This is a genomic window from Bradyrhizobium sp. Ken01 (assembly GCF_055807355.1).
On record NZ_JBVVPC010000010.1, the window covers coordinates 174,323 to 191,889 of the forward strand.

15 protein-coding genes are annotated in these 17,567 nt (G+C 64.6%); 3 read left to right on the forward strand and 12 right to left on the reverse strand.

Annotation, left to right across the window (positions count from 1 at the left end):
* Position 1: 1 nt before the first annotated feature.
* The 9 genes from AC0L3S_RS13210 to AC0L3S_RS13250 form a co-directional block, all read right to left on the reverse strand.
* Positions 2 to 1,489, reverse strand: coding sequence for an amidase (locus AC0L3S_RS13210; RefSeq protein WP_473279366.1), 1,488 nt, complete (start codon positions 1,487 to 1,489; stop codon positions 2 to 4).
* Between the two features lie 16 nt (positions 1,490 to 1,505).
* A complete protein-coding gene (locus AC0L3S_RS13215) occupies positions 1,506 to 2,303 on the reverse strand; it encodes an FAD binding domain-containing protein (RefSeq protein WP_473279367.1) in 798 nt (265 codons plus the stop codon).
* An 11-nt stretch (positions 2,304 to 2,314) separates the two neighbouring features.
* Positions 2,315 to 4,702, reverse strand: a complete 2,388-nt coding sequence (locus AC0L3S_RS13220; RefSeq protein WP_473279368.1) for a xanthine dehydrogenase family protein molybdopterin-binding subunit — start codon at positions 4,700 to 4,702, stop codon at positions 2,315 to 2,317.
* 2 nt (positions 4,703 to 4,704) lie between these two features.
* Positions 4,705 to 5,193 carry a (2Fe-2S)-binding protein gene (locus AC0L3S_RS13225; protein WP_473279375.1) on the reverse strand — a complete coding sequence of 163 codons (489 nt, stop codon included), beginning with the start codon at positions 5,191 to 5,193 and terminating at the stop codon, positions 4,705 to 4,707.
* Positions 5,194 to 5,217: 24 nt separating this feature from the next.
* A complete protein-coding gene (locus AC0L3S_RS13230) occupies positions 5,218 to 6,324 on the reverse strand; it encodes an ABC transporter ATP-binding protein (protein WP_473279369.1) in 1,107 nt (368 codons plus the stop codon).
* An 8-nt stretch (positions 6,325 to 6,332) separates the two neighbouring features.
* On the reverse strand, positions 6,333 to 7,253 hold the full coding sequence (locus AC0L3S_RS13235) for an ABC transporter permease (RefSeq protein ID WP_473279370.1): 921 nt from the start codon (positions 7,251 to 7,253) through the stop codon (positions 6,333 to 6,335).
* A complete protein-coding gene (locus AC0L3S_RS13240; RefSeq protein ID WP_473279376.1) occupies positions 7,250 to 8,179 on the reverse strand; it encodes an ABC transporter permease in 930 nt (309 codons plus the stop codon). The genes AC0L3S_RS13235 and AC0L3S_RS13240 overlap by 4 nt, the downstream gene beginning before the upstream one ends.
* Positions 8,180 to 8,234: 55 nt before the next feature.
* Positions 8,235 to 9,584, reverse strand: coding sequence for an ABC transporter substrate-binding protein (locus AC0L3S_RS13245; RefSeq protein WP_473263620.1), 1,350 nt, complete (start codon positions 9,582 to 9,584; stop codon positions 8,235 to 8,237).
* A gap of 264 nt (positions 9,585 to 9,848) precedes the next feature.
* Positions 9,849 to 11,150: an MFS transporter gene (locus tag AC0L3S_RS13250; protein WP_473263621.1), complete on the reverse strand. Its 1,302-nt coding sequence runs from the start codon at positions 11,148 to 11,150 to the stop codon at positions 9,849 to 9,851.
* Positions 11,151 to 11,510: 360 nt separating this feature from the next.
* Here AC0L3S_RS13250 and AC0L3S_RS13255 point away from each other — a divergent pair, with 360 nt between their 5' ends.
* From AC0L3S_RS13255 to AC0L3S_RS13265, 3 genes are read left to right on the forward strand one after another with little or no spacing between them, the layout of a single operon-like run.
* Positions 11,511 to 12,725 (forward strand): ABC transporter substrate-binding protein, encoded by a 1,215-nt coding sequence (locus tag AC0L3S_RS13255; RefSeq protein ID WP_473263622.1) that lies wholly within the window; start codon positions 11,511 to 11,513, stop codon positions 12,723 to 12,725.
* Between the two features lie 7 nt (positions 12,726 to 12,732).
* Positions 12,733 to 14,466 (forward strand): FAD-dependent oxidoreductase, encoded by a 1,734-nt coding sequence (locus AC0L3S_RS13260; RefSeq protein WP_473279371.1) that lies wholly within the window; start codon positions 12,733 to 12,735, stop codon positions 14,464 to 14,466.
* Between the two features lie 17 nt (positions 14,467 to 14,483).
* The gene (locus AC0L3S_RS13265; protein ID WP_473263627.1) at positions 14,484 to 15,278 is read left to right on the forward strand and encodes an IclR family transcriptional regulator; all 795 of its coding nucleotides are present in this window, start codon (positions 14,484 to 14,486) and stop codon (positions 15,276 to 15,278) included.
* Between the two features lies 1 nt (position 15,279).
* Here AC0L3S_RS13265 and AC0L3S_RS13270 read toward each other — a convergent pair whose 3' ends face one another.
* Genes AC0L3S_RS13270 through AC0L3S_RS13280 form a run of 3 tightly spaced genes read right to left on the reverse strand, consistent with a single transcriptional unit; the run spans position 15,280 to position 17,244 of the window.
* The gene (locus AC0L3S_RS13270) at positions 15,280 to 16,056 is read right to left on the reverse strand and encodes an SDR family NAD(P)-dependent oxidoreductase (RefSeq protein ID WP_473263629.1); all 777 of its coding nucleotides are present in this window, start codon (positions 16,054 to 16,056) and stop codon (positions 15,280 to 15,282) included.
* Between the two features lie 58 nt (positions 16,057 to 16,114).
* Positions 16,115 to 16,699, reverse strand: coding sequence for a thiamine pyrophosphate-dependent enzyme (locus AC0L3S_RS13275; RefSeq protein WP_473279372.1), 585 nt, complete (start codon positions 16,697 to 16,699; stop codon positions 16,115 to 16,117).
* A 5-nt stretch (positions 16,700 to 16,704) separates the two neighbouring features.
* Entirely contained in the window at positions 16,705 to 17,244 is a 540-nt protein-coding gene (locus AC0L3S_RS13280) for a phosphonopyruvate decarboxylase (protein WP_473263632.1), read from the reverse strand.
* Between the last annotated feature and the right edge of the window lie 323 nt (positions 17,245 to 17,567).

Sequence of the window (17,567 nt, forward strand, 5' to 3'; positions counted from 1 at the left end):
TTCATGCCTTCGCGCGCGCGGGACTCTCGCGGAGCGTTAGTGACGGCCAGAAATTGGCCCATGGCTGGGCCGCTTCGAACGCGGCGGCGATGCGGAAGATCGTGGGCTCGTCGAGCCAGGGAGCGACGATCTGCAAGCCGATCGGCAGCCCATCGCGATCGAAGCCGCAGGGCAGGGTCGCGGCCGGCAGGCCGGCGAGGTTGATCGGCCAGGTGAAGGGCGACCAGCCGAGATGCGGATCGACCTTGCGGCCGTCGATCGCGTCGACGCCGATGTGGCCGGCTTCGAACGCGGTCACCGCGACCGTCGGCGTAACCAGCGCATCGACGCGCTCGAAAAGCTTCAGGAAGCCGCTGCGAGCCTGGCCGCGGCGATACCCAGCTTCGATATAGTCCGTGCCGCTGTAGCGCCGGCCGGCACTGATGACGTCGAGATAATCTGCTTCGGAGCTGGCGAGATCGGCGGAGGTCTTGCTCGAGACCGCGCCCGCCTGTTCGGTAAAGGCGATCGGCTTCAGCGTGTGCTCGAGGATCCCGGGATCGAGGCCAGGACCGTCCATGGTGACCTGCGCGCCGCAGGCATCGAGAATGGCGAGCGCCTTGCTGAACGCCGCGCGCACGTCGGGGCTGACGGCGGCGTAGCCGAGATCGACGCTGGCGCCGATACGAATGCCGTTCAACGGCGCGACGTTCGTATCGAACCGCCGCGCCGCCACCGGCAGGCTCGCGGGATCGCGCAGATCGTAAGCAGCGATGATCTCCAGCGTCAGCGCGGCATCCGCGACCGTGCGCGTGATCGGCCCGGTATGCGCGAGCGAGCCCCAGGACGGTGGCGAGAAGCCGGGCGAACGCGGCACCAGGCCAAAGGTCGGCTTCAGGCCGAACACACCGCAGAAGGACGAGGGCACGCGGATCGAGCCGACGCCATCGGTCCCGATCGCGATCGGACCGCAGCCGGCGGCAACGCCCGTCGCCGCGCCGCCGCTCGATCCGCCACTGGTGCGAGCGCGGTTCCAGGGATTGCGCGTGGTGCCGGTGACCGGGCTGTCCGCCGTCAACTTGTATCCGGACTCGCAGGTCGTGGTCTTGCAGGTGACGATTGCACCTGCCTCCTTCAGCGCCGAGACAACCGCCGCGTCGACATCGGGCACGAACGCCTTGTTCATCGGCGAACCGCCATAGGCCGGCACGCCTGCGACAAAGACCAGGTCCTTGATCGTCACGGGTACACCGGCGAGCGGCCCCTTGGCCTCGCCGGCACGCATCTCCCTGGTGAGACGATCGGCCTCCGCCCTCGCCTGCTCGTACATCGGCGTCACCACCGCGTTGCAGGCCTCGTTCGTCGCCTCCAGCGCCGCAATGGTGTCGTCGACGACATCGCGCGGAGTGAAGGCCTTGCGCCGATAACCGGCCAGGATCTCGATTGCGGAAAGCGAGCCAAGGCCAGTCGGCGCCGGCGGGAAGGCCGTTCGGCCGGAACCATCAGTCATCATCAACCCTAAAGAGCTAGCTGAGCGCCGCGTCGACGGCGCGCTTGGCCATGACCGTGACGAGATGCGCACGGTAGTCGGCTTCGGCATGGATGTCGGAAGTGAGGCCCTCGGTGTCGATCTTGATCGCCGCGATCGCGGACGGATCGAAACTTCGAGACAGCGCTTCTTCCATCGGGGGAACGCGGAATACGCCGGAGCCCGCTCCGGTCACGGCCACGCGAACGCCGTCGGCGAATTTCGCGACGAACACGCCGACAAGCGCATAGCGCGACGCCGGCGCCTTGAACTTGGCGTAGCCCGCCTTGAGCGGCACCGGAAAGCGGACCGCCGTGATGATCTCACCAGGTTCGAGCGCGGTCTCGAACAGGCCGCGGAAGAACCCGTCGGCCGCGATCTCGCGCGTGCTGGTGACGACGGTCGCGCCCAATCCGAGCACACCTGCGGGATAATCGGCCGCCGGATCGTTATTCGCGACCGAGCCACCGATGGTGCCGCGGATGCGGACGGCGGGATCGCCGATCATCGAGGCCAGCGCGGCGAGACCGGGAATCTTCTCCTGCACCAGCTTTGAGGCGGCCACCATGGCATGTGGCGTCATCGCACCGATGGTGATGGTGGCGCCGTCGTCGCTGATGCCCTTCAGATGTCCGAGCTTCGACAGGTCGACCAGGGCAGGCGGACTGGCGAGCCGCTGCTTCAGCGTCGGGATCAGCGTCATGCCGCCGGCGACGAGCTTGCTTTCCTCGATCGAGGTCAGAAGTTTAGCAGCGTCGGGAATCCGGTCCGGTTGGTGATAAGCAAACGGCTTCATTGTCATCCTCCCTATTCCGCAGCGACCGGCAGCGATGCATTTTGCAGCAGGCGCCAGATCCGGTTCGGCGTCGCCGGCATGTCGACATGGGTGACGCCCAGATGCGACAGCGCATCGACCACCGCGTTGATGACCGCGGCCGGCGAACCGATGGTGCCGACCTCGCCGCAGCCCTTCACGCCCATCGGCGTGTGCGTACACAGCGTCGAATGGGTCGCGATGTTCATCATCGGCATGTGATCGGCGCGCGGCATGCAGTAGTCCATTAGCGAGCCCGACAGCAGCTGGCCCGAGCCCTCGTCGTAGACCGCGTTCTCGTACAGCGCCTGTCCGACGCCCTGCACGATGCCGCCGTGCAACTGGCCCTCCACGATCATCGGGTTGATGACCGTGCCGACGTCGTCCACCGCGGTGTAATTGACCAGCGTCACCGTGCCGGTTTCCGGGTCGATCTCGACCTCGGCAATGTGGCAGCCGCCGGGATAGGTGAAGTTGACGGGATCGTAATAAGCCTGCTCCTCGAGCCCCGGCTCCAGCACTTCGAGCGGATAGTCGTGCGGCACGTAGGCGGCGCCCGCGATCTCCTCGAACGTCTTCATGCGGTCGGTGCCTGCGACCGAGAATTTTCCGGCCTCGAACTGGATATCCACTTCGGCCGCTTCGAGCAGATGCGCCGCGATCTTCTTGCCTTTCGCGACCACCTTGTCCGTCGCCTTCGACAGCGCCGCGCCGCCGACCACCAGCGATCGCGAGCCATAGGTGCCCATGCCGAACTGCACGCGGTCGGTATCGCCGAACACGATGTCGACATTGTCAAACGCGACACCGAGCTTTTCCGAGACGATCTGCGCGAACGTCGTCTCGTGGCCCTGGCCGTGATTGTGCGTGCCGATCATGACCGTGACCTGGCCGGTCGGATGCACCCGCACCGTGGCGCTCTCATAGAGCCCGCCGCGCGCTCCCAATCGTCCCGCGAAGCGCGACGGTGCGAGGCCGCAGGCCTCGACATAGGTCGAGTAGCCGAGCCCGCGGAATTTGCCTCTGCGTGCCGACTCTGCCTTGCGGATACCGAAGTTCTTGACGTCGGCCGCGACAAGAGCGCCGTCGAGACACCCCATCGGATCGCCGGAATCGTACTGCACCAGCACCGGCGTCTGATACGGATAGGCCTCCTTCGGGATCATGTTGCGTCGGCGGATCTCGACGCGATCGATGCCCATCTCGCTGGCTGCGACATCGACGATGCGCTCCAGCACGAAGGTCGCCTCGGGACGGCCAGCGCCGCGATAGGCGTCAACAGGAACGGTGTTGGTGAACACCACCTTCACGTTGCAGTAGATTGCCGGCGTGGTGTAGACGCCGCCGAGCAGCGGTCCGTAGAGATTGGTCGGGATGTTGGGCCCGAAGGTCGAGAGATAGCCGCCCATATTGGCAAGCGTGTTGACACGGAAGGCCAGAAACTTACCGGTCTCGTCCAGTGCGAGTTCGGCCTCGGTGACGTGATCGCGGCCATGGCGATCGGAGACATAACCCTCCGACCGGCTCGCCACCCATTTGATCGGCCGCATCACGCGCTTGGCGGCCCAGGTGATCACGGCCTCCTCGCCGTAGTGAAACTGCTTGACGCCAAAGCCGCCGCCGACATCCGGCGCGACCACGCGCAGTTTGTGCTGCGGAATGTTCAGCACCAGCGCGCCCATCAGGAAGCGCACGACGTGCGGGAACTGGCTTGTGGTCCACAACGTGAAGCGATCGGTACCGGGCTCGTATTCGGCGATCGCCGCGCGCGGCTCCATCGGGTTGCCGATCAGGCGGTTGTTGACGAGGCTGAGCTTTGCGACGTGTGTCGCTTTCCGGAACGCGGTCTCGACCGCGGCCTTGTCGCCGAGCTCCCAATCGCAACAGATGTTGTTCGGAACGTCGTCGAACAGTTGCGGCGCGCCCGGCCGCACGGCTTCGAGCACGCCGACCACCGAGGGCAGCACCTCGTAATCGACCGTCAGCAGCTCGGCTGCCGCGCTGGCCTGCGCCGGCGTTTCCGCGACGACGAAGGCCACCATGTCGCCGACGAAGCGCACCTTGCCCTGCGCCAGCATCGGGAACGGCGGCTCCTTCATCGGCACGCCCTTGGCGTCCGTGATACCCCAGCCGCAGGGCAGCGATCCCAGCTTGTCCGCGGCGGCATCGTCGCCGGTCAGGACCGCGATGACGCCGGGCGATGCGAGCGCCGCACTCTTGTCGATGCCGCGCAGGATTGCGTGTCCGTGCGGCGAGCGCACGAACACACCCGCCGTCATGCCGGGACGCTTGATGTCGGAGACGTAGTTGCCGCGGCCGGTGAGGAACCGCTGGTCCTCTTTCCGTTTGGGTGAAGCGCCGATCCCGATCACGTTGCCCATGGTCACTCTCCCTTGGCGGCGTTCATGGCGGCAGCGCCAGCCATGACCGAGACGACGATGTTCTGATAGCCGGTGCAACGGCAGATGTTGCCTTCAAGGCCGTGGCGGACGTCGGCTTCCGTCAGCTCCGGCTTCTCGGTCGCGAGCGCCACCGCTGTCATCAGCATGCCGGGTGTGCAAAAGCCGCATTGCAGACCGTGATGCTCGCGAAACGCTTCCTGCATCGGATGCATTTGGTTCGAACCGGGGGCTCCGTGAAGCCCCTCGATGGTGAGCAGCGTCGCACCGTCGAGCGCAGGCGCCAGCAGCGTGCAGCTCTTCACCGGCAGGCCGTCGAGATGCACCACGCAGGCGCCGCACTGGCTGGTGTCGCAGCCGATATGGGTGCCGGTGAGGTTGAGCTGCTCGCGCAGCAGCTCTGCGACCAGCGTCGCCGGCTCGACATCGACAGTGGTTGGCCGTCCGTTGAGTGTGAAGGATATCTGCACGATCATACTCCTGTGCGCGACGGGTCTTTAGGCGAGTGGAAGCGCGCTGCCGGTGGCCCATGTGGCCATCACGACGTCGCCGACGGTGAACGGATCCGCAAAGAAGGTCTTTTCCGGCACGTAGGCGACGAACGCGTCGTCCGGCACGGTGTCCAGCATGACCTTGACGAAATAGCCCTGGTATTCGATCGCGAGCACGCGACTCGGCAGCGACGTCGAGCAGCCCGGCGGCAGCTCCCTGCCCGGTCGGACTAGCGCGACATCGTCGCGGCGCACGGCGATATCGATCTTGTCACCGACGCTGACCGTGGACCGCGCCTGAAGCGAGACCTCGATGCCATCAGGCGCGGCCTGCGCGAGCGTAAAGGTCGAACCGTTGACCTTCTCTACCCGCCCCGACAACACGTTCTGCCCGCCCATGAACTCGGCGACGTAACGATCGTGCGGATGGGCATAGACGTCGCGCGCCGCGCCCGCCTGCTTGATCTTGCCCTGCTCCATCACCACGACCAGATCGGCGAGCGCGATCGCCTCGAGCTGGGTGTGGGTGACGTGGATGAAGGTGATGCCGAGCTCCTGCTGCATCCGCCTGAGTTCCTGGCGCATCTGCACGCGGAGCTGCTCATCGAGAGCAGAGAGCGGCTCATCGAGCAAAAGTACCCTCGGCTCGGTGATCGCCGCGCGCGCCAGCGCCACGCGCTGCTGCTGGCCGCCGGAGAGCTGCGCCGGCAGGCGGTCGGCGAATTGCGTCAGACGCACCTTCTCGATCATGGCGTCGGCTGCGCGCAGACGATCAGCCTTCGATATGCCGCGTACGCGCAAGGCGAAGGCGATGTTCTCGCGCACGGTGAGATGCGGGAACAACGCGTAGGACTGAAACATCATCGCGGTGCGCCGCTGCACCGGCGCAAGACCGACGACGTTCTGCCCGCCGATCACGATCTCGCCGGCGGTCGGATCCTCGTGGCCGGCGATCATGCGCAAAATCGTGGTCTTGCCGCAGCCGGACGGGCCAATGAAGCAGCAATAGGCGCCGTCGGCAATCTTGAGGTTGACGCCGTCGACCACATAGCTGACGCCGTCAAAGCTCTTGCAGAGGCCCGCCAGTTCGATATCGCCGCGATCGCTCTTCATTTCCGAGCTCAACCCTTTGTGCTGCTGCCGCGCTTCTTCTGGATCAGCACGATGCTGCCCAGGCTCGCGCCGATGACGATGAAGGACACGATCGTCGTCACCGTGCCGAGCGCGTAAAGCGAGGGCGACGTGACGTTCAGGGTCATGCTCCAGATCTCCAGCGGCAGCGTGTTCAGCGAGCCCGCGGTCTGGAGGCTGCGCGCAAACTCGTCGTAAGAGAGCGTGAAGCCGAACAGCGCGACCGCGACGAGGCCGGGCGCCAGCACCGGGATCATCACCAGCCGGATCGATTGCCAGCGGCTAGCGCCGAGGTCGTAGGCCGCCTCCTCCCAGACATGGTTGAAGCGCGACATCACCGCGAACATCACCAGCACGCCGAACGGCAGCGTCCAGGACAGTTGCGCGCCGAGCGCCGACGTGTACCAGCTCGCATTGAGGCCAAGGGCCTGGAACAACAGGCCGGTGCCGAGGCCGAGCACAAGCCCCGGCGCGACCAGGCTGCCGATCATCATGTAGAACACGACGGTGTCGCCGCGAAAGCGCTTGCGAAAACCGAGTCCGGCGAGGAACGACACCACCACCGTGATGACCGTGACGACGACGGCGAGCTTGATCGAACGGTCGAACGAGCCTTTGACGTCGCCGGTCCGCACCTGGGTGAAGAGATCGACGAACCAGTGTAGCGACTGTCCCTTCATCGGGAACACAAGGCCGCCGCGGATGTCCTGGAACGACAGGACGTAGATGCAGAACATCGGGCCGTACAGCGCGATCACATAGAACCCGAATAGCGTCGCCAGAAGATAGAACGTCCACGGCCGGCCGCCCTTGCTCGGTGCGATCGCCTTGGTTGTCGCCGGCGCGACCGTCTTTGACATGTCAGTCTTGGACATTTCGGTTTTGGACATGTCGGCGAGAACCGCGCTCATCGCGTGATCTCCTGCCTGATGTCGACGGTGCGCAGGATCAGCGAGACGATCGCGACCAGCACCAGCGTCAGCAATACTGCGCTCGCTGCCGCGGTCGGATATTGCAGCACGCCGACGTCCTCGTAGAAGGCGCTCACCACCGAGGCCGAGCCGCCGCCGGACATCACCTTGACCACGAAGAAATCGCCCATCACGATTGAGACGACGAAGATGGTGCCGAGGGCGATGCCGCTCTTGGACATCGGCACCACGATCAGGTGCATGATGTCGAAACGGCTGGCGCCGGCATCGATCGCGGCCTCGATCAGCTTCTTGTCGATCCGTGCCATGGAATTGAAGATCGGCACGATCATGAAAATGGTGAGCTGATGGACATAGGCGATGACGACCGCCAGGTCCGAGAACAGCAGCACTTCCAGCGGCTGGCGGATCACGCCGAGCCCCAGCAGCGCCTGGTTGATCAGGCCTTCCTTGCCGAGCAGCGGAATCCAGGAAATCATCCGAATGATGTTCGAGGTCCAGAACGGCACCGTGCAGAGCAGGAACAGACCGATCGCCAGCAGTTGGTTGCGGACGTGGAAAACCAGGAAGTAGGCGACGAAGAAGCCGATGATCAGCGTGAAGATCCAGGTCAGCACCGTGAACTTGATCGTGGCCAGATACAGCTTCAGCGTCAGTGCCGAATGCAGCACCTCGACATAGCTTGCGAGCGTGAATCCCGGGGTCAGCCCGCCAAAGCCGTCGGTAGCGAAGAAGCTCGCGGCCAGCACGACCAGGATCGGCGCCACGAAGAACGGCACGAGCACCAGCACGAGCGGCGACACGTAGAGCCAGCCGGCGAGATTTGCGCGTCGTGGGGTTTGAGCTGGACTAAGAGCTGGACTAAGGCTTGGCTGCATGTCGGCAAACGCCTCGAACTCGATCATTTGGCACCGGCGCATCGCCGCGCCGGCGCTTCGTTCACGTCAGGGAAAGCAGGTTTCAGGCCACCTTGAAGTCGTTCCAGCGCTTGTTCATGTAGGCGGCTTCGTCCATCAGCGTGTTCCAGCACGAGATGTTCTTGACGCGGTCGAGGAACGAGCCGCCATCACGCTTGGTGCCGGTCTTCTCCATCGGCACACCATAGGGGTCGTTGACCACCTCGGGCGCGGGCTGGCCCTCGTACCAGAACGCCCATTCGGCCGGCGTGAGGAATTTCTTCGCGGTCGAAGGGACCGGGCTGTAATAGCCGTAGCGCGCGACGAAGCCGCCCTGCCATCCCGAGAGATACCAGTTGAGATATTCATAGGCTGCGTCCAGCTTCTTGCCGGAGAGATGCTTCATCAGGCCCATGCCGTTGCACCAGCCGCGATAGCCTTCCTTGCCGTTCTTGATGTTGACCGGCGCGTAGACGCAGGGGATTTCTTTCACGCGCACCGCGGCAACCGCCGGCGACCACATCGACTGGATCACCACTTCGCCCGCCGCCATCAGCTGCACCGACTGGTCGAAGGTGGTCCAGGTCGCGCGGAACTGGCCCTGCTTCTTGAGCTCGATCAGCTTGTTGCAGGTGAAGTCGATCTCCTCCTTGGTCATGTTGCCCTTGTTGCCGTACTTGATCAGCCCGGCGCTTTCGAAGCAGAGCGCGGCGTCCATGATGCCGATCGCGGGCACGTCGAGGATCGCGGCCTTGCCTTTGAATTTCGGATCGATCAGATCCTTCCATTCCGTGACTTCATGGCCGACGAGGTCGGGGCGGTAGCCGATGGAGTCGGCGTTGTAGACCTGCGGCAGGAAGGTCGCCCATTCGGTCACGCCGTCGTTCAGATCGGTCGAATCGGGCTTGGCGATATACATGGCCTCGTAGGGCGAGATGCCCTGGCGCGGGATCTTGTGACCGTCGATCTCGCCCTTGGTGAAGATCGGCAGGATGTTGTCGAACTCCTTGACCTTCTTGACCTCGATGCCCTGGATGACGCCGCGCTTGGCAGCGAGCTTGGCCTGCCAGCCCTCGAGATCGGCGATGTCGACCGTATTAGGCTGGCTTATGAAGCGGTTGATGGCGGCAGAGGTGTCGAGGTTCTGCATCGTCACCTTGAAGCCGAGATCCTTGGCCGCCTGGTCGCCGATCGCCTTCACCACCGAATAGGACACGCCGACATGGCGCAGCTCGATGTCCTTGATCTCCTGCGCCCAGATGGTCGGGAATCCGCGGATCGCGTCCGATCCTGCGGCCGCGCCGGCCACCGCCGCAGCGCCCTTCAACAGCGTGCGCCTGCTCAGCTTTTTCGCAGACTTGTCGCTCGTCCCCGCCGGATTGGCAGTGGATGTCCCCTTGTCCCTGTCAAGCATGGCAACCCTCGTTGGCTACGATGAACGCTGCGCACCGGTCGCCATTGACCGGCTACGGATGTGATCAATTGCGAGGGAGGCTATGGGCGGTATGTTGTGAAGTAAAATTGGAAGTAAAAATTCGCCGCATAAACGCGGCTAATGGTTCGCCCCGCTGCATCGGCTTTTGGCAGCGCGCATAAGAAGGCGTCAGGACGTGCATACAAAAACGATAGCTTCGAACGTGCGAGCCCGTTCGCGCGGCAGACGTGATGAAGGCGGTCCTCAGGACCTGAGCTGGTCCCGCGCCGTCTCTGGCGCCATGAGTGTCGCGATGATGGTGACGATCGACAGGGCGATGATGTAGACCGAGACGGCCCAATAAGAGCCGGCCCATGCCAGCAATGCCGTCGCGATCAGCGGCGAGAATCCGCCGCTCAGCGCGGCGGCGACGTTGGCTCCCAGCGATGCGCCGCTGTAGCGCACCTGGGTGCGGAACAGCTCCGGCATGAAGGCCGCCTTCGGCCCGAACAGCAGCGCATGCGTCAGTGTCATCGTCACGACGAGCGCGAGCGTGATCAGCGCCGGCTCCCTGGTGTCGAGGAACCAGAACAACGGAAACGCCAGCGCCACCGAGAACACGCCGCCGGCGAGATACAGCGCCTTACGGCCGAAGATGTCGGACAGCCAGCCGGCGAGAGGCAGCGTCGCGAGCTCGACGAGCGCGGCATAGACCACCGCATTGAGGATCACCTGCCGCGGCAAGCCGAGCTGCGTCGTGGCATAGACCACGGTGAAAACCGTGAGGAGATAAGCGAGCCCGACTTCGGACACCGTGATGCCGATCGCCAGCAGGAAGCTGCGCCAGTCGCGGCGCAGGACTTCCCATACCGGCTGCGCCAGCACCTCCTTGCGCTCGAGCACCTCCTTGAAGTGCGGCGTCTCCGCAAGTTTCAGCCTTACGATGAAGCCGACGCCGACGAGCAGGATGCTGATCAGAAACGGCACGCGCCAGCCCCAGCTCAGGAAGTCCGCTTCGGGCAGCTGCGTCATCAGACCGAAAATGCCGGTGGACGCGGCGACGCCGACGGGGAAACCGATCTGCACCAGGCTGCCGTAGAAGCCGCGGCGGTTGCCGGCGTGCTCGGCCACCATGACCACCGCCCCGCTCCACTCGCCACCGAGCCCGATGCCCTGGACGAAGCGCAAAATGACGAGGAAGATCGGCGCCCAGACGCCGATCTGACTGTAGGTCGGCAAGCAGCCGATCAGGAACGTGCCCAGTCCCATCGCGATCATGGTAGCGACCAGCATCTTCTTGCGGCCGAGCCGGTCGCCATAATGCCCGATGATCGCGCCGCCGATCGGCCGCGCGACAAAGCCGACCGCATAGGTCGAGAACGCCGCCAGTGTGCCGACGAAGGGATCGAAGCTCGGGAAAAACAACTTGTTCAGCACCAGCGCCGCCGCCGTGCCGTAGATCAGGAAATCGTACCACTCGATCGCGGTGCCGAGCGCACTCGCCCACACCACATGCGCCGTCGTCGATTTCTCCGCCGCAGTGGAGACCCCCGATGCTGCCGTCATTGCCATTCGCCCCAAAATTCCAGAGGGCATCTTGGCCAATCGCGATGCCGGTTGCAACCTACGGGCGTGGGCTTCCCAGGATTCGGACGCGTGATTTACGCGTCGCTGCTTCAACACCCGTGATTGCGAGGAGCACTTGCGACGAAGCAATCCAGAGTGCCCCCGCGGAAGGATTCTGGATTGCTTCGCTCCGCTCGCAATGAGGGATGTGCGAGCCGTTGTGCGCTGGCGGCAGCCCGTCCGCGGGGAAGCGGAACCGAGCCACGCCCGTTATTCGCCATTGACAAACTCATTCACCATTATCTAATTACGGCCAGAACAACCAGCCGCGCCAAGCGGCCCAAAAAGAGAGGGAACGAGATGAGAGGGCTTTTGGCCTGCGCGATGCTCGCGGCCATGACTTCGGCTGCCATGACCACCGTTGCGAACGCGCAAATCTCCGACGACGCCGTGCGGATCGGCGTGCTGACGGATCTGTCGAGCTGGGGCCGCGATAATAGCGGGCCGGGCTCCGTGGAGGCCGCGAAAATGGCGGTGGAGGAATTCGGGCCCACCGTGCTCGGCAAGCCGATCGAGATCATCAGCGCCGATCACCAGATGAAGACCGACGTCGGCGTGCAGATCGTGCGCGGCTGGTTCGACAACGGCAAGGTCGATGCCGTCGTTGACATCCCCAATTCCGGCATCGCGATCGCCGTCCACAACATGGTGCGCGAACGCAACAAGATCGCGCTGCTCTCCGGCCCCGGCGCGAGTTCGCTGACCGACGAGCTTTGCAGTCCCAACACCGTGCACTTCACCTACGATACCTACGCGCTGTCGAAGGTGACGGCCTCCGCCGTGATCAAGGAAGGCGGAAAATCCTGGTACTTCATCACCGCCGACTACGCCTTCGGCCAGCAGCTCGAGAAGGACGCCACGCGCTTCATCAACGAGATGGGCGGCAAGGTTTTGGGTGGCGTGAAGCATCCGACCAACACCGCGGATTTCTCCTCCTTCGCGCTCCAGGCGCAAAGCTCGAAATCGGACGTCGTCGCCTTCGCCAATGCCGGCCAGGACACCGACAATGCGATCAAGCAGTCGGGCGAGTTCGGCCTGGTCCAGGGCGGCCAGAAGCTGGTCGGCCTCCTGATGTTCGACACCGACGTGCATGCGATCGGCCTCAAATCCGCGCAGGGCACCTACATGACCACGGCCTCGTACTGGAACATGGACGAGGCGACCCGCGCATGGTCGCGGAAGTTCTACGAACGCACCAAGGTGATGCCGACCATGATCCAGACCGGCGTCTACGGCTCGGTGCTGCATTACCTCAAGGCCATCAAGGCCGCCGGCACCGATGATCCCGCCAAGGCGATGGCCAAGATGCGCGAGCTGCCAATCGAGGATACATTCGTCCATGGCGGCAAGTTGCGCGAGGACGGCCGCGTCATTCGCGACATGTATCTCGCCAAGGTCAAAACACCCGAGCAGTCCAAGGAACCCTGGGATTACCTGGAGATCATCAAGACGGTGAAGGGCGAGGACGCCTTCCGCCCGATCTCCGAGTCCAAATGTCCGCTGCTCAAGAAGTGAGGCCAGCATGACCGGCAACGAGCGCAACGCAATTGAGACTTACGAGTGCGATGTGCTCGTGGCCGGATCGGGCTGCTCCGGCATGTCGGCCGCGATCACCGCGCGGTATCGCGGCCTCGACGTCCTGATCGTCGAGAAGGAGCCGCGCTTCGGCGGCACCACCGCGCGGTCCGGCGGCTGGTTGTGGATTCCCGGCACCTCGCTGGCAAAGGCCTATGGCATCGAGGAGACACAGGAACAGGCGCGGACTTACCTGCGGCACGAAGCCGGCAACAACTTTGACGCCGCACGCGTCGATGCATTCCTGAGCGCCGGGCCCGAGGCGGTCGATTTTTTCACCAACAAGACGGCGCTCCGTTTCGACATGCCGCTGGTATTCCCGGATTATCACGCCGAGGCCCCCGGCGGCGCGCAGGGTGGCCGTTCGATGGTGGCGCGCCCGTTCGACGGCCGCGAGCTCGGCGACCAGATCAAGACCCTTGGCACGCCCCTGCCCGAGCTCACCGTATTCGGCATGATGCTCGGATCCGGCAAGGACATCGTCCATTTCATGCGCGCGACGAAGTCGCTGACCTCGGCGGTCTATGTCGCAAAGCGCCTGTCGCGGCATCTGATGGACGTGCTGCGCTATGGCCGCGGCATGACGCTGACCAATGGCAATGCATTGGCCGGGCGCCTCGCGAAATCCGCACAGGATTTGCAGATTGCGATGTGGCTGTCCGCGTCGGTACGCGAGCTGACGGTCGAGAACGGCACTGTCACCGGCGCCATTGTCGCCCGCGAGGGACGCGACGTCCGCATTCGTGCCAGACAAGGCGTCGTGCTCGCCTGCGGCGGCTTTCCGCACGACGTCGAACGGCGCAGAAAGATGTTCCCGCACGCGCCGACCGGCAACGAGCATTTTTCGCCGGGACCGACCGGCAACACCGGCGACGGCCTGCGGCTTGCGGAAAGCGCTGGCGGGCATGTCGAGGACCGGCTGCCGAACGCGGCAGCCTGGGTCCCGGTTTCGGTCACCAAGCGCAAGGACGGCTCACAAGGTGTGATGCCGCATTTCATCGACCGCGCCAAACCCGGCGTGATCGCGGTGATGCGTGACGGCAAGCGCTTTGCCAACGAGGGCAATTCCTATCACGACTTCGTCCAGGCCATGGTGAAGGCTGCGAAGCCCGGCGAGGAGATCGCGGCCTACCTGGTTTGCGACCACCCGACCCTGCGCAAATACGGCCTCGGCTGCGTGCCGCCATTCCCGATGCCGCTGGGTCACCACCTCAAGACCGGCTATCTCATGCGCGGCGAGACGCTGGAGGCGCTCGCGGCAAAGGCGGGCATCGACAGCATGGCGTTCGTCGAGACCGTCAAGCAGTTCAATGCGACCGCACCACAAGGACATGATGCGGCCTTCGGTAAGGGCTCAAAGGCCTATAACCGCTACCAGGGCGATGCGCTGCACGGCCCGAACCCCTGCGTCGCTCCGATCGAGAACGGCCCGTTCTACGCGATCAGGATGGTGGTCGGCGATCTCGGCACCTATGCCGGAATCGTCACCGACGAGAACGCGCGGGCGCTCGATGCGGAAGGACGGGTGATTCCCGGCCTTTACGCCGCCGGCAACGACATGGCGAGCATCATGGGCGGCAATTATCCCGGCGCCGGCATCACGCTTGGGCCGGCGCTGACCTTCGGCTACATTGCCGGCCGTCATCTCGCCGACAGCGCCGCCAAGCGCAACGCGGCGTAAGCCACGCCAGGAGGCGCATGAAGAGAGAAAGCCGCGGCATTCAGTCGATCGAGGTCGGCGGCGAATTGCTCCGCGCCCTCGCCCGCAGCGGCGAGCCGATGATGCTGCGCGATCTCGCGCGCGAGGCCGGCATGACGCCGGCCAAGGCGCATCCCTATCTCGCCAGCTTCTCCCGCATCGGCCTGATCGAGCAGGACGAGACCACCGGCCGCTACGAGATCGGCGCACTCGCGCTGGAGCTCGGCCTGATCAGCCTGCGCCGCCTCTCCGGCGTGCGTATCGCCGGACCGAAGATCGCCGCGCTTGCGAGCCAGATCGGACACGCGGTCTCGCTCGCGGTCTGGGGCACGCACGGCCCGACCGTGGTGCAGCTCGAAGAACCCGGCCAGCCGGTGCACATCGTGATGCGGGCCGGTTCGGTGATGGCGCTGCTGGAGACGGCCACGGGCCGCGCCTTTGCGGCCTTCCTGCCGGAGAAGACGATCAACGCCGCACTCGAAAGCGGCCTCGATCGTCACGGCGTCGGCTACAATCCGAAGCGCACCATGAAAGGCGCGAAGCTCGCCGACATGCTCACCGAGGTCCGCAAGCACGGCCTCGCCCGCGCGCTGGGCGACCCCCTGCCCGGCGTCAACGCATTCTCCGCACCGGTGTTCGACCATTCCGGCCATGTCGCGCTGGTGATCACCGCGATGGGGCCGGAAGGCACGTTCGATGCCCGCTGGGACAGCGCCATCGCCCACGCGCTACGCGACTGCGCCGGCGGCATTTCGAAACGGCTGGGCCACGGGATGACGGCTGCGGCGGAGTGATCTACTTCACCGGCACCGTGTAATTCAGGATCAACCGCCCACCATCCGGGTAGATCGTCTGCCCCGTGATGTAGGAGGCATCGTCACTCGCAAGAAACGCGACGACAGAGGCAACTTCGCTCGGCTCGCCGCCACGGCCGGCCGGCGTGCGTGACATCACGGTCTTGCGGGCGTCCTCCGAGGTGTAGATGGACGACGCCACCATATCGGTCAGGATCGTGCCCGGTCCGACGGCCACCACGCGAATGTTGTGCGGAGCGAGCGCGACGGCGGCCACTGATGTGAGCTGCTTCATGCCGCCCTTGGACATGGCGTAGGTCGCAAGCGCCGGGATCGCCAGCAGCGCGTTCACCGACGACATGTTGATGATGACCCCGCCGCCGCTACCTTGCGCGATCATCTGCTTCGCCGCCGCCTGCACGCCGAAGAACGCGCCCTTCAGATTGATGCCGATGATCTCGTCGAACTCTTCTTCCGAAATCTCCAGGAGGTCCCGGTTGCGAGCGACCCCGGCATTGTTGACCATGATGTCGAGTCGGCCGAAGTCCTTCACGGCGGTTGCGACGAGCTGGTCGACATCGGCGCACTTCGCGACATTGCCGACGACAGTGCGCAAGGCCTCCGGCCGTCCTAGCTCGGCAGCCGTCGCGGCCAAGCCCTCGGCATCGACGTCCGAGATGACGACTTTGACGCCGTCGTCCAGGAATCGTTTCGCGCAAGCCTTGCCGATACCGCGCGCCGCGCCGGTGATGGCGGCGACCTTGCCGGATAGTTTCATGGTCTCACTCCAGAGTAGCTGCTTCGACAGCAGACTGTCGCCGGGTGAGAAACCCGGCTCAGGCCGCCGCGAAGCCGAGATGAGCACGGAACCGGTTCTTGATAAAGACAGCATCGCGCGAGGGCAGCGAGCGCGGCGGATTTTCGGCCAGAACCTTGATGACGAAGAGTCGCGGGCCATCGGCCGGCCCGGCGATTTCAGTTGCGAGGCGCTGCACCTCCTCGATCGTCCGCACGGTTCCGCTCGCGGCAAAGCCGCAAGCCACGGCGATTGCGGTGAGGTCGACGCCGCGCCCGGTGTGGCTGGCCTGCATCCCGGTCTCGCCAAAATGCTGGTTGTCGATCACGACGATGTCGAGATTGCGCGGGCGCGCGACGCCGATGGTGGCGATGCCGCCGAGGCCCATCAATTGTTCGCCATCCCCGGTCAAGGCGAGGACGCGCTTGCCGGGCTGGGCTTGCGCGAGGCCAAGCCCGATCAGCGCCGCACCGCCCATGGCGCCCCAGAGATAAAAGTTGCCGTCGTGATCGCCGACCGAATGAAGGTCGTAGGTCGGCGAGCCGAGGCCGGAGACGATCAGCGTGTCCTTGCGATTCTTCAAGAGCGCGGCAACGGCGGCGCGGCGGTCGAGCTGAGCTTGCATTGAGATCACCACTTCTTCTTGCCGATCAGGCGCTGTCCTATCAGCACCGCGATCTGCTGATCGGAATCGTAGGCGAGCGCTGCGGCCGATTCGACCGTCTCGACCAGATCCTCCGCCGTCTCCGCCCGCATCACCTTCAAACCAATCGCTTCCAGCGAGGGCTGCGTCGCCCGGCTCATCGGCACCTGCCAGGGATTGAACTCGGCCCATTCGCCGCGCATCGTCACCAGCATCAGCAGTGGAAATCGTCCGATCGCCGATAGCGACAGCATGTTGATGCAATTGCCGACCCCGCTCGACTGCATCAAGAGCACGCTACGTTGGCCGCCGAGCCAGGCGCCCGCGGCGATGGCAATGCCCTCCTCTTCCGTCGTCAGCACGTTGGTGGTGACGTCGCGGTCGGCCGAGAACAGGCGGATGAGCTGGCTGTGGCCGGCATCGGGGACGTAGGACATCTGCCGCACGTCCGCGACTTTCAGGATGCGGTAGAGCTCGGACGGCCAATCGTCTGCGCGCGTGTCGGGATTGGATTGAAGGCTGTGCACCGCTTGTCTCCGTGGATTCGAGCGGCATTCTAGCGATGTTCAGGCCCGAAAGCTCTGACCGTCCGGCGCAATCAGGTATCGAGGGATTGTATAGCTGCTCTTCCGCTGCCGGTGGGACAGCGCACGATGCGCATGGCTGCGCCCTCTCCCCTTGCGGGAGAGGGCATCACCGCTGATAGATACAAACTCATTTGGGTGAGGGGTATCTCTCCGTGCACTCATCCGCATCTGTATGCGCGGAGAGATACCCCTTGTATCTGCACGGCCAGCATTTGTGCGATGGAAGTGACTTAGCGCCTTGGCCGGTGGCCACCGGCCAAGGC

Excerpts from the sequence above, each read along its gene's own strand:
- AC0L3S_RS13210 (WP_473279366.1), bottom strand. The coding sequence starts at position 1,489 with ATGACTGATGGTTCCGGCCGAACGGCCTTCCCGCCGGCGCCGACTGGC.
- AC0L3S_RS13215 (WP_473279367.1), bottom strand. The coding sequence starts at position 2,303 with ATGAAGCCGTTTGCTTATCACCAACCGGACCGGATTCCCGACGCTGCT.
- AC0L3S_RS13220 (WP_473279368.1), bottom strand. The coding sequence starts at position 4,702 with ATGGGCAACGTGATCGGGATCGGCGCTTCACCCAAACGGAAAGAGGAC.
- AC0L3S_RS13230 (WP_473279369.1), bottom strand. The coding sequence starts at position 6,324 with ATGAAGAGCGATCGCGGCGATATCGAACTGGCGGGCCTCTGCAAGAGC.
- AC0L3S_RS13235 (WP_473279370.1), bottom strand. The coding sequence starts at position 7,253 with ATGAGCGCGGTTCTCGCCGACATGTCCAAAACCGAAATGTCCAAGACT.
- AC0L3S_RS13240 (WP_473279376.1), bottom strand. The coding sequence starts at position 8,179 with ATGATCGAGTTCGAGGCGTTTGCCGACATGCAGCCAAGCCTTAGTCCA.
- AC0L3S_RS13245 (WP_473263620.1), bottom strand. The coding sequence starts at position 9,584 with ATGCTTGACAGGGACAAGGGGACATCCACTGCCAATCCGGCGGGGACG.
- AC0L3S_RS13250 (WP_473263621.1), bottom strand. The coding sequence starts at position 11,150 with ATGACGGCAGCATCGGGGGTCTCCACTGCGGCGGAGAAATCGACGACG.
- AC0L3S_RS13255 (WP_473263622.1), top strand. The coding sequence starts at position 11,511 with ATGAGAGGGCTTTTGGCCTGCGCGATGCTCGCGGCCATGACTTCGGCT.
- AC0L3S_RS13260 (WP_473279371.1), top strand. The coding sequence starts at position 12,733 with ATGACCGGCAACGAGCGCAACGCAATTGAGACTTACGAGTGCGATGTG.
- AC0L3S_RS13265 (WP_473263627.1), top strand. The coding sequence starts at position 14,484 with ATGAAGAGAGAAAGCCGCGGCATTCAGTCGATCGAGGTCGGCGGCGAA.
- AC0L3S_RS13270 (WP_473263629.1), bottom strand. The coding sequence starts at position 16,056 with ATGAAACTATCCGGCAAGGTCGCCGCCATCACCGGCGCGGCGCGCGGT.
- AC0L3S_RS13275 (WP_473279372.1), bottom strand. The coding sequence starts at position 16,699 with ATGCAAGCTCAGCTCGACCGCCGCGCCGCCGTTGCCGCGCTCTTGAAG.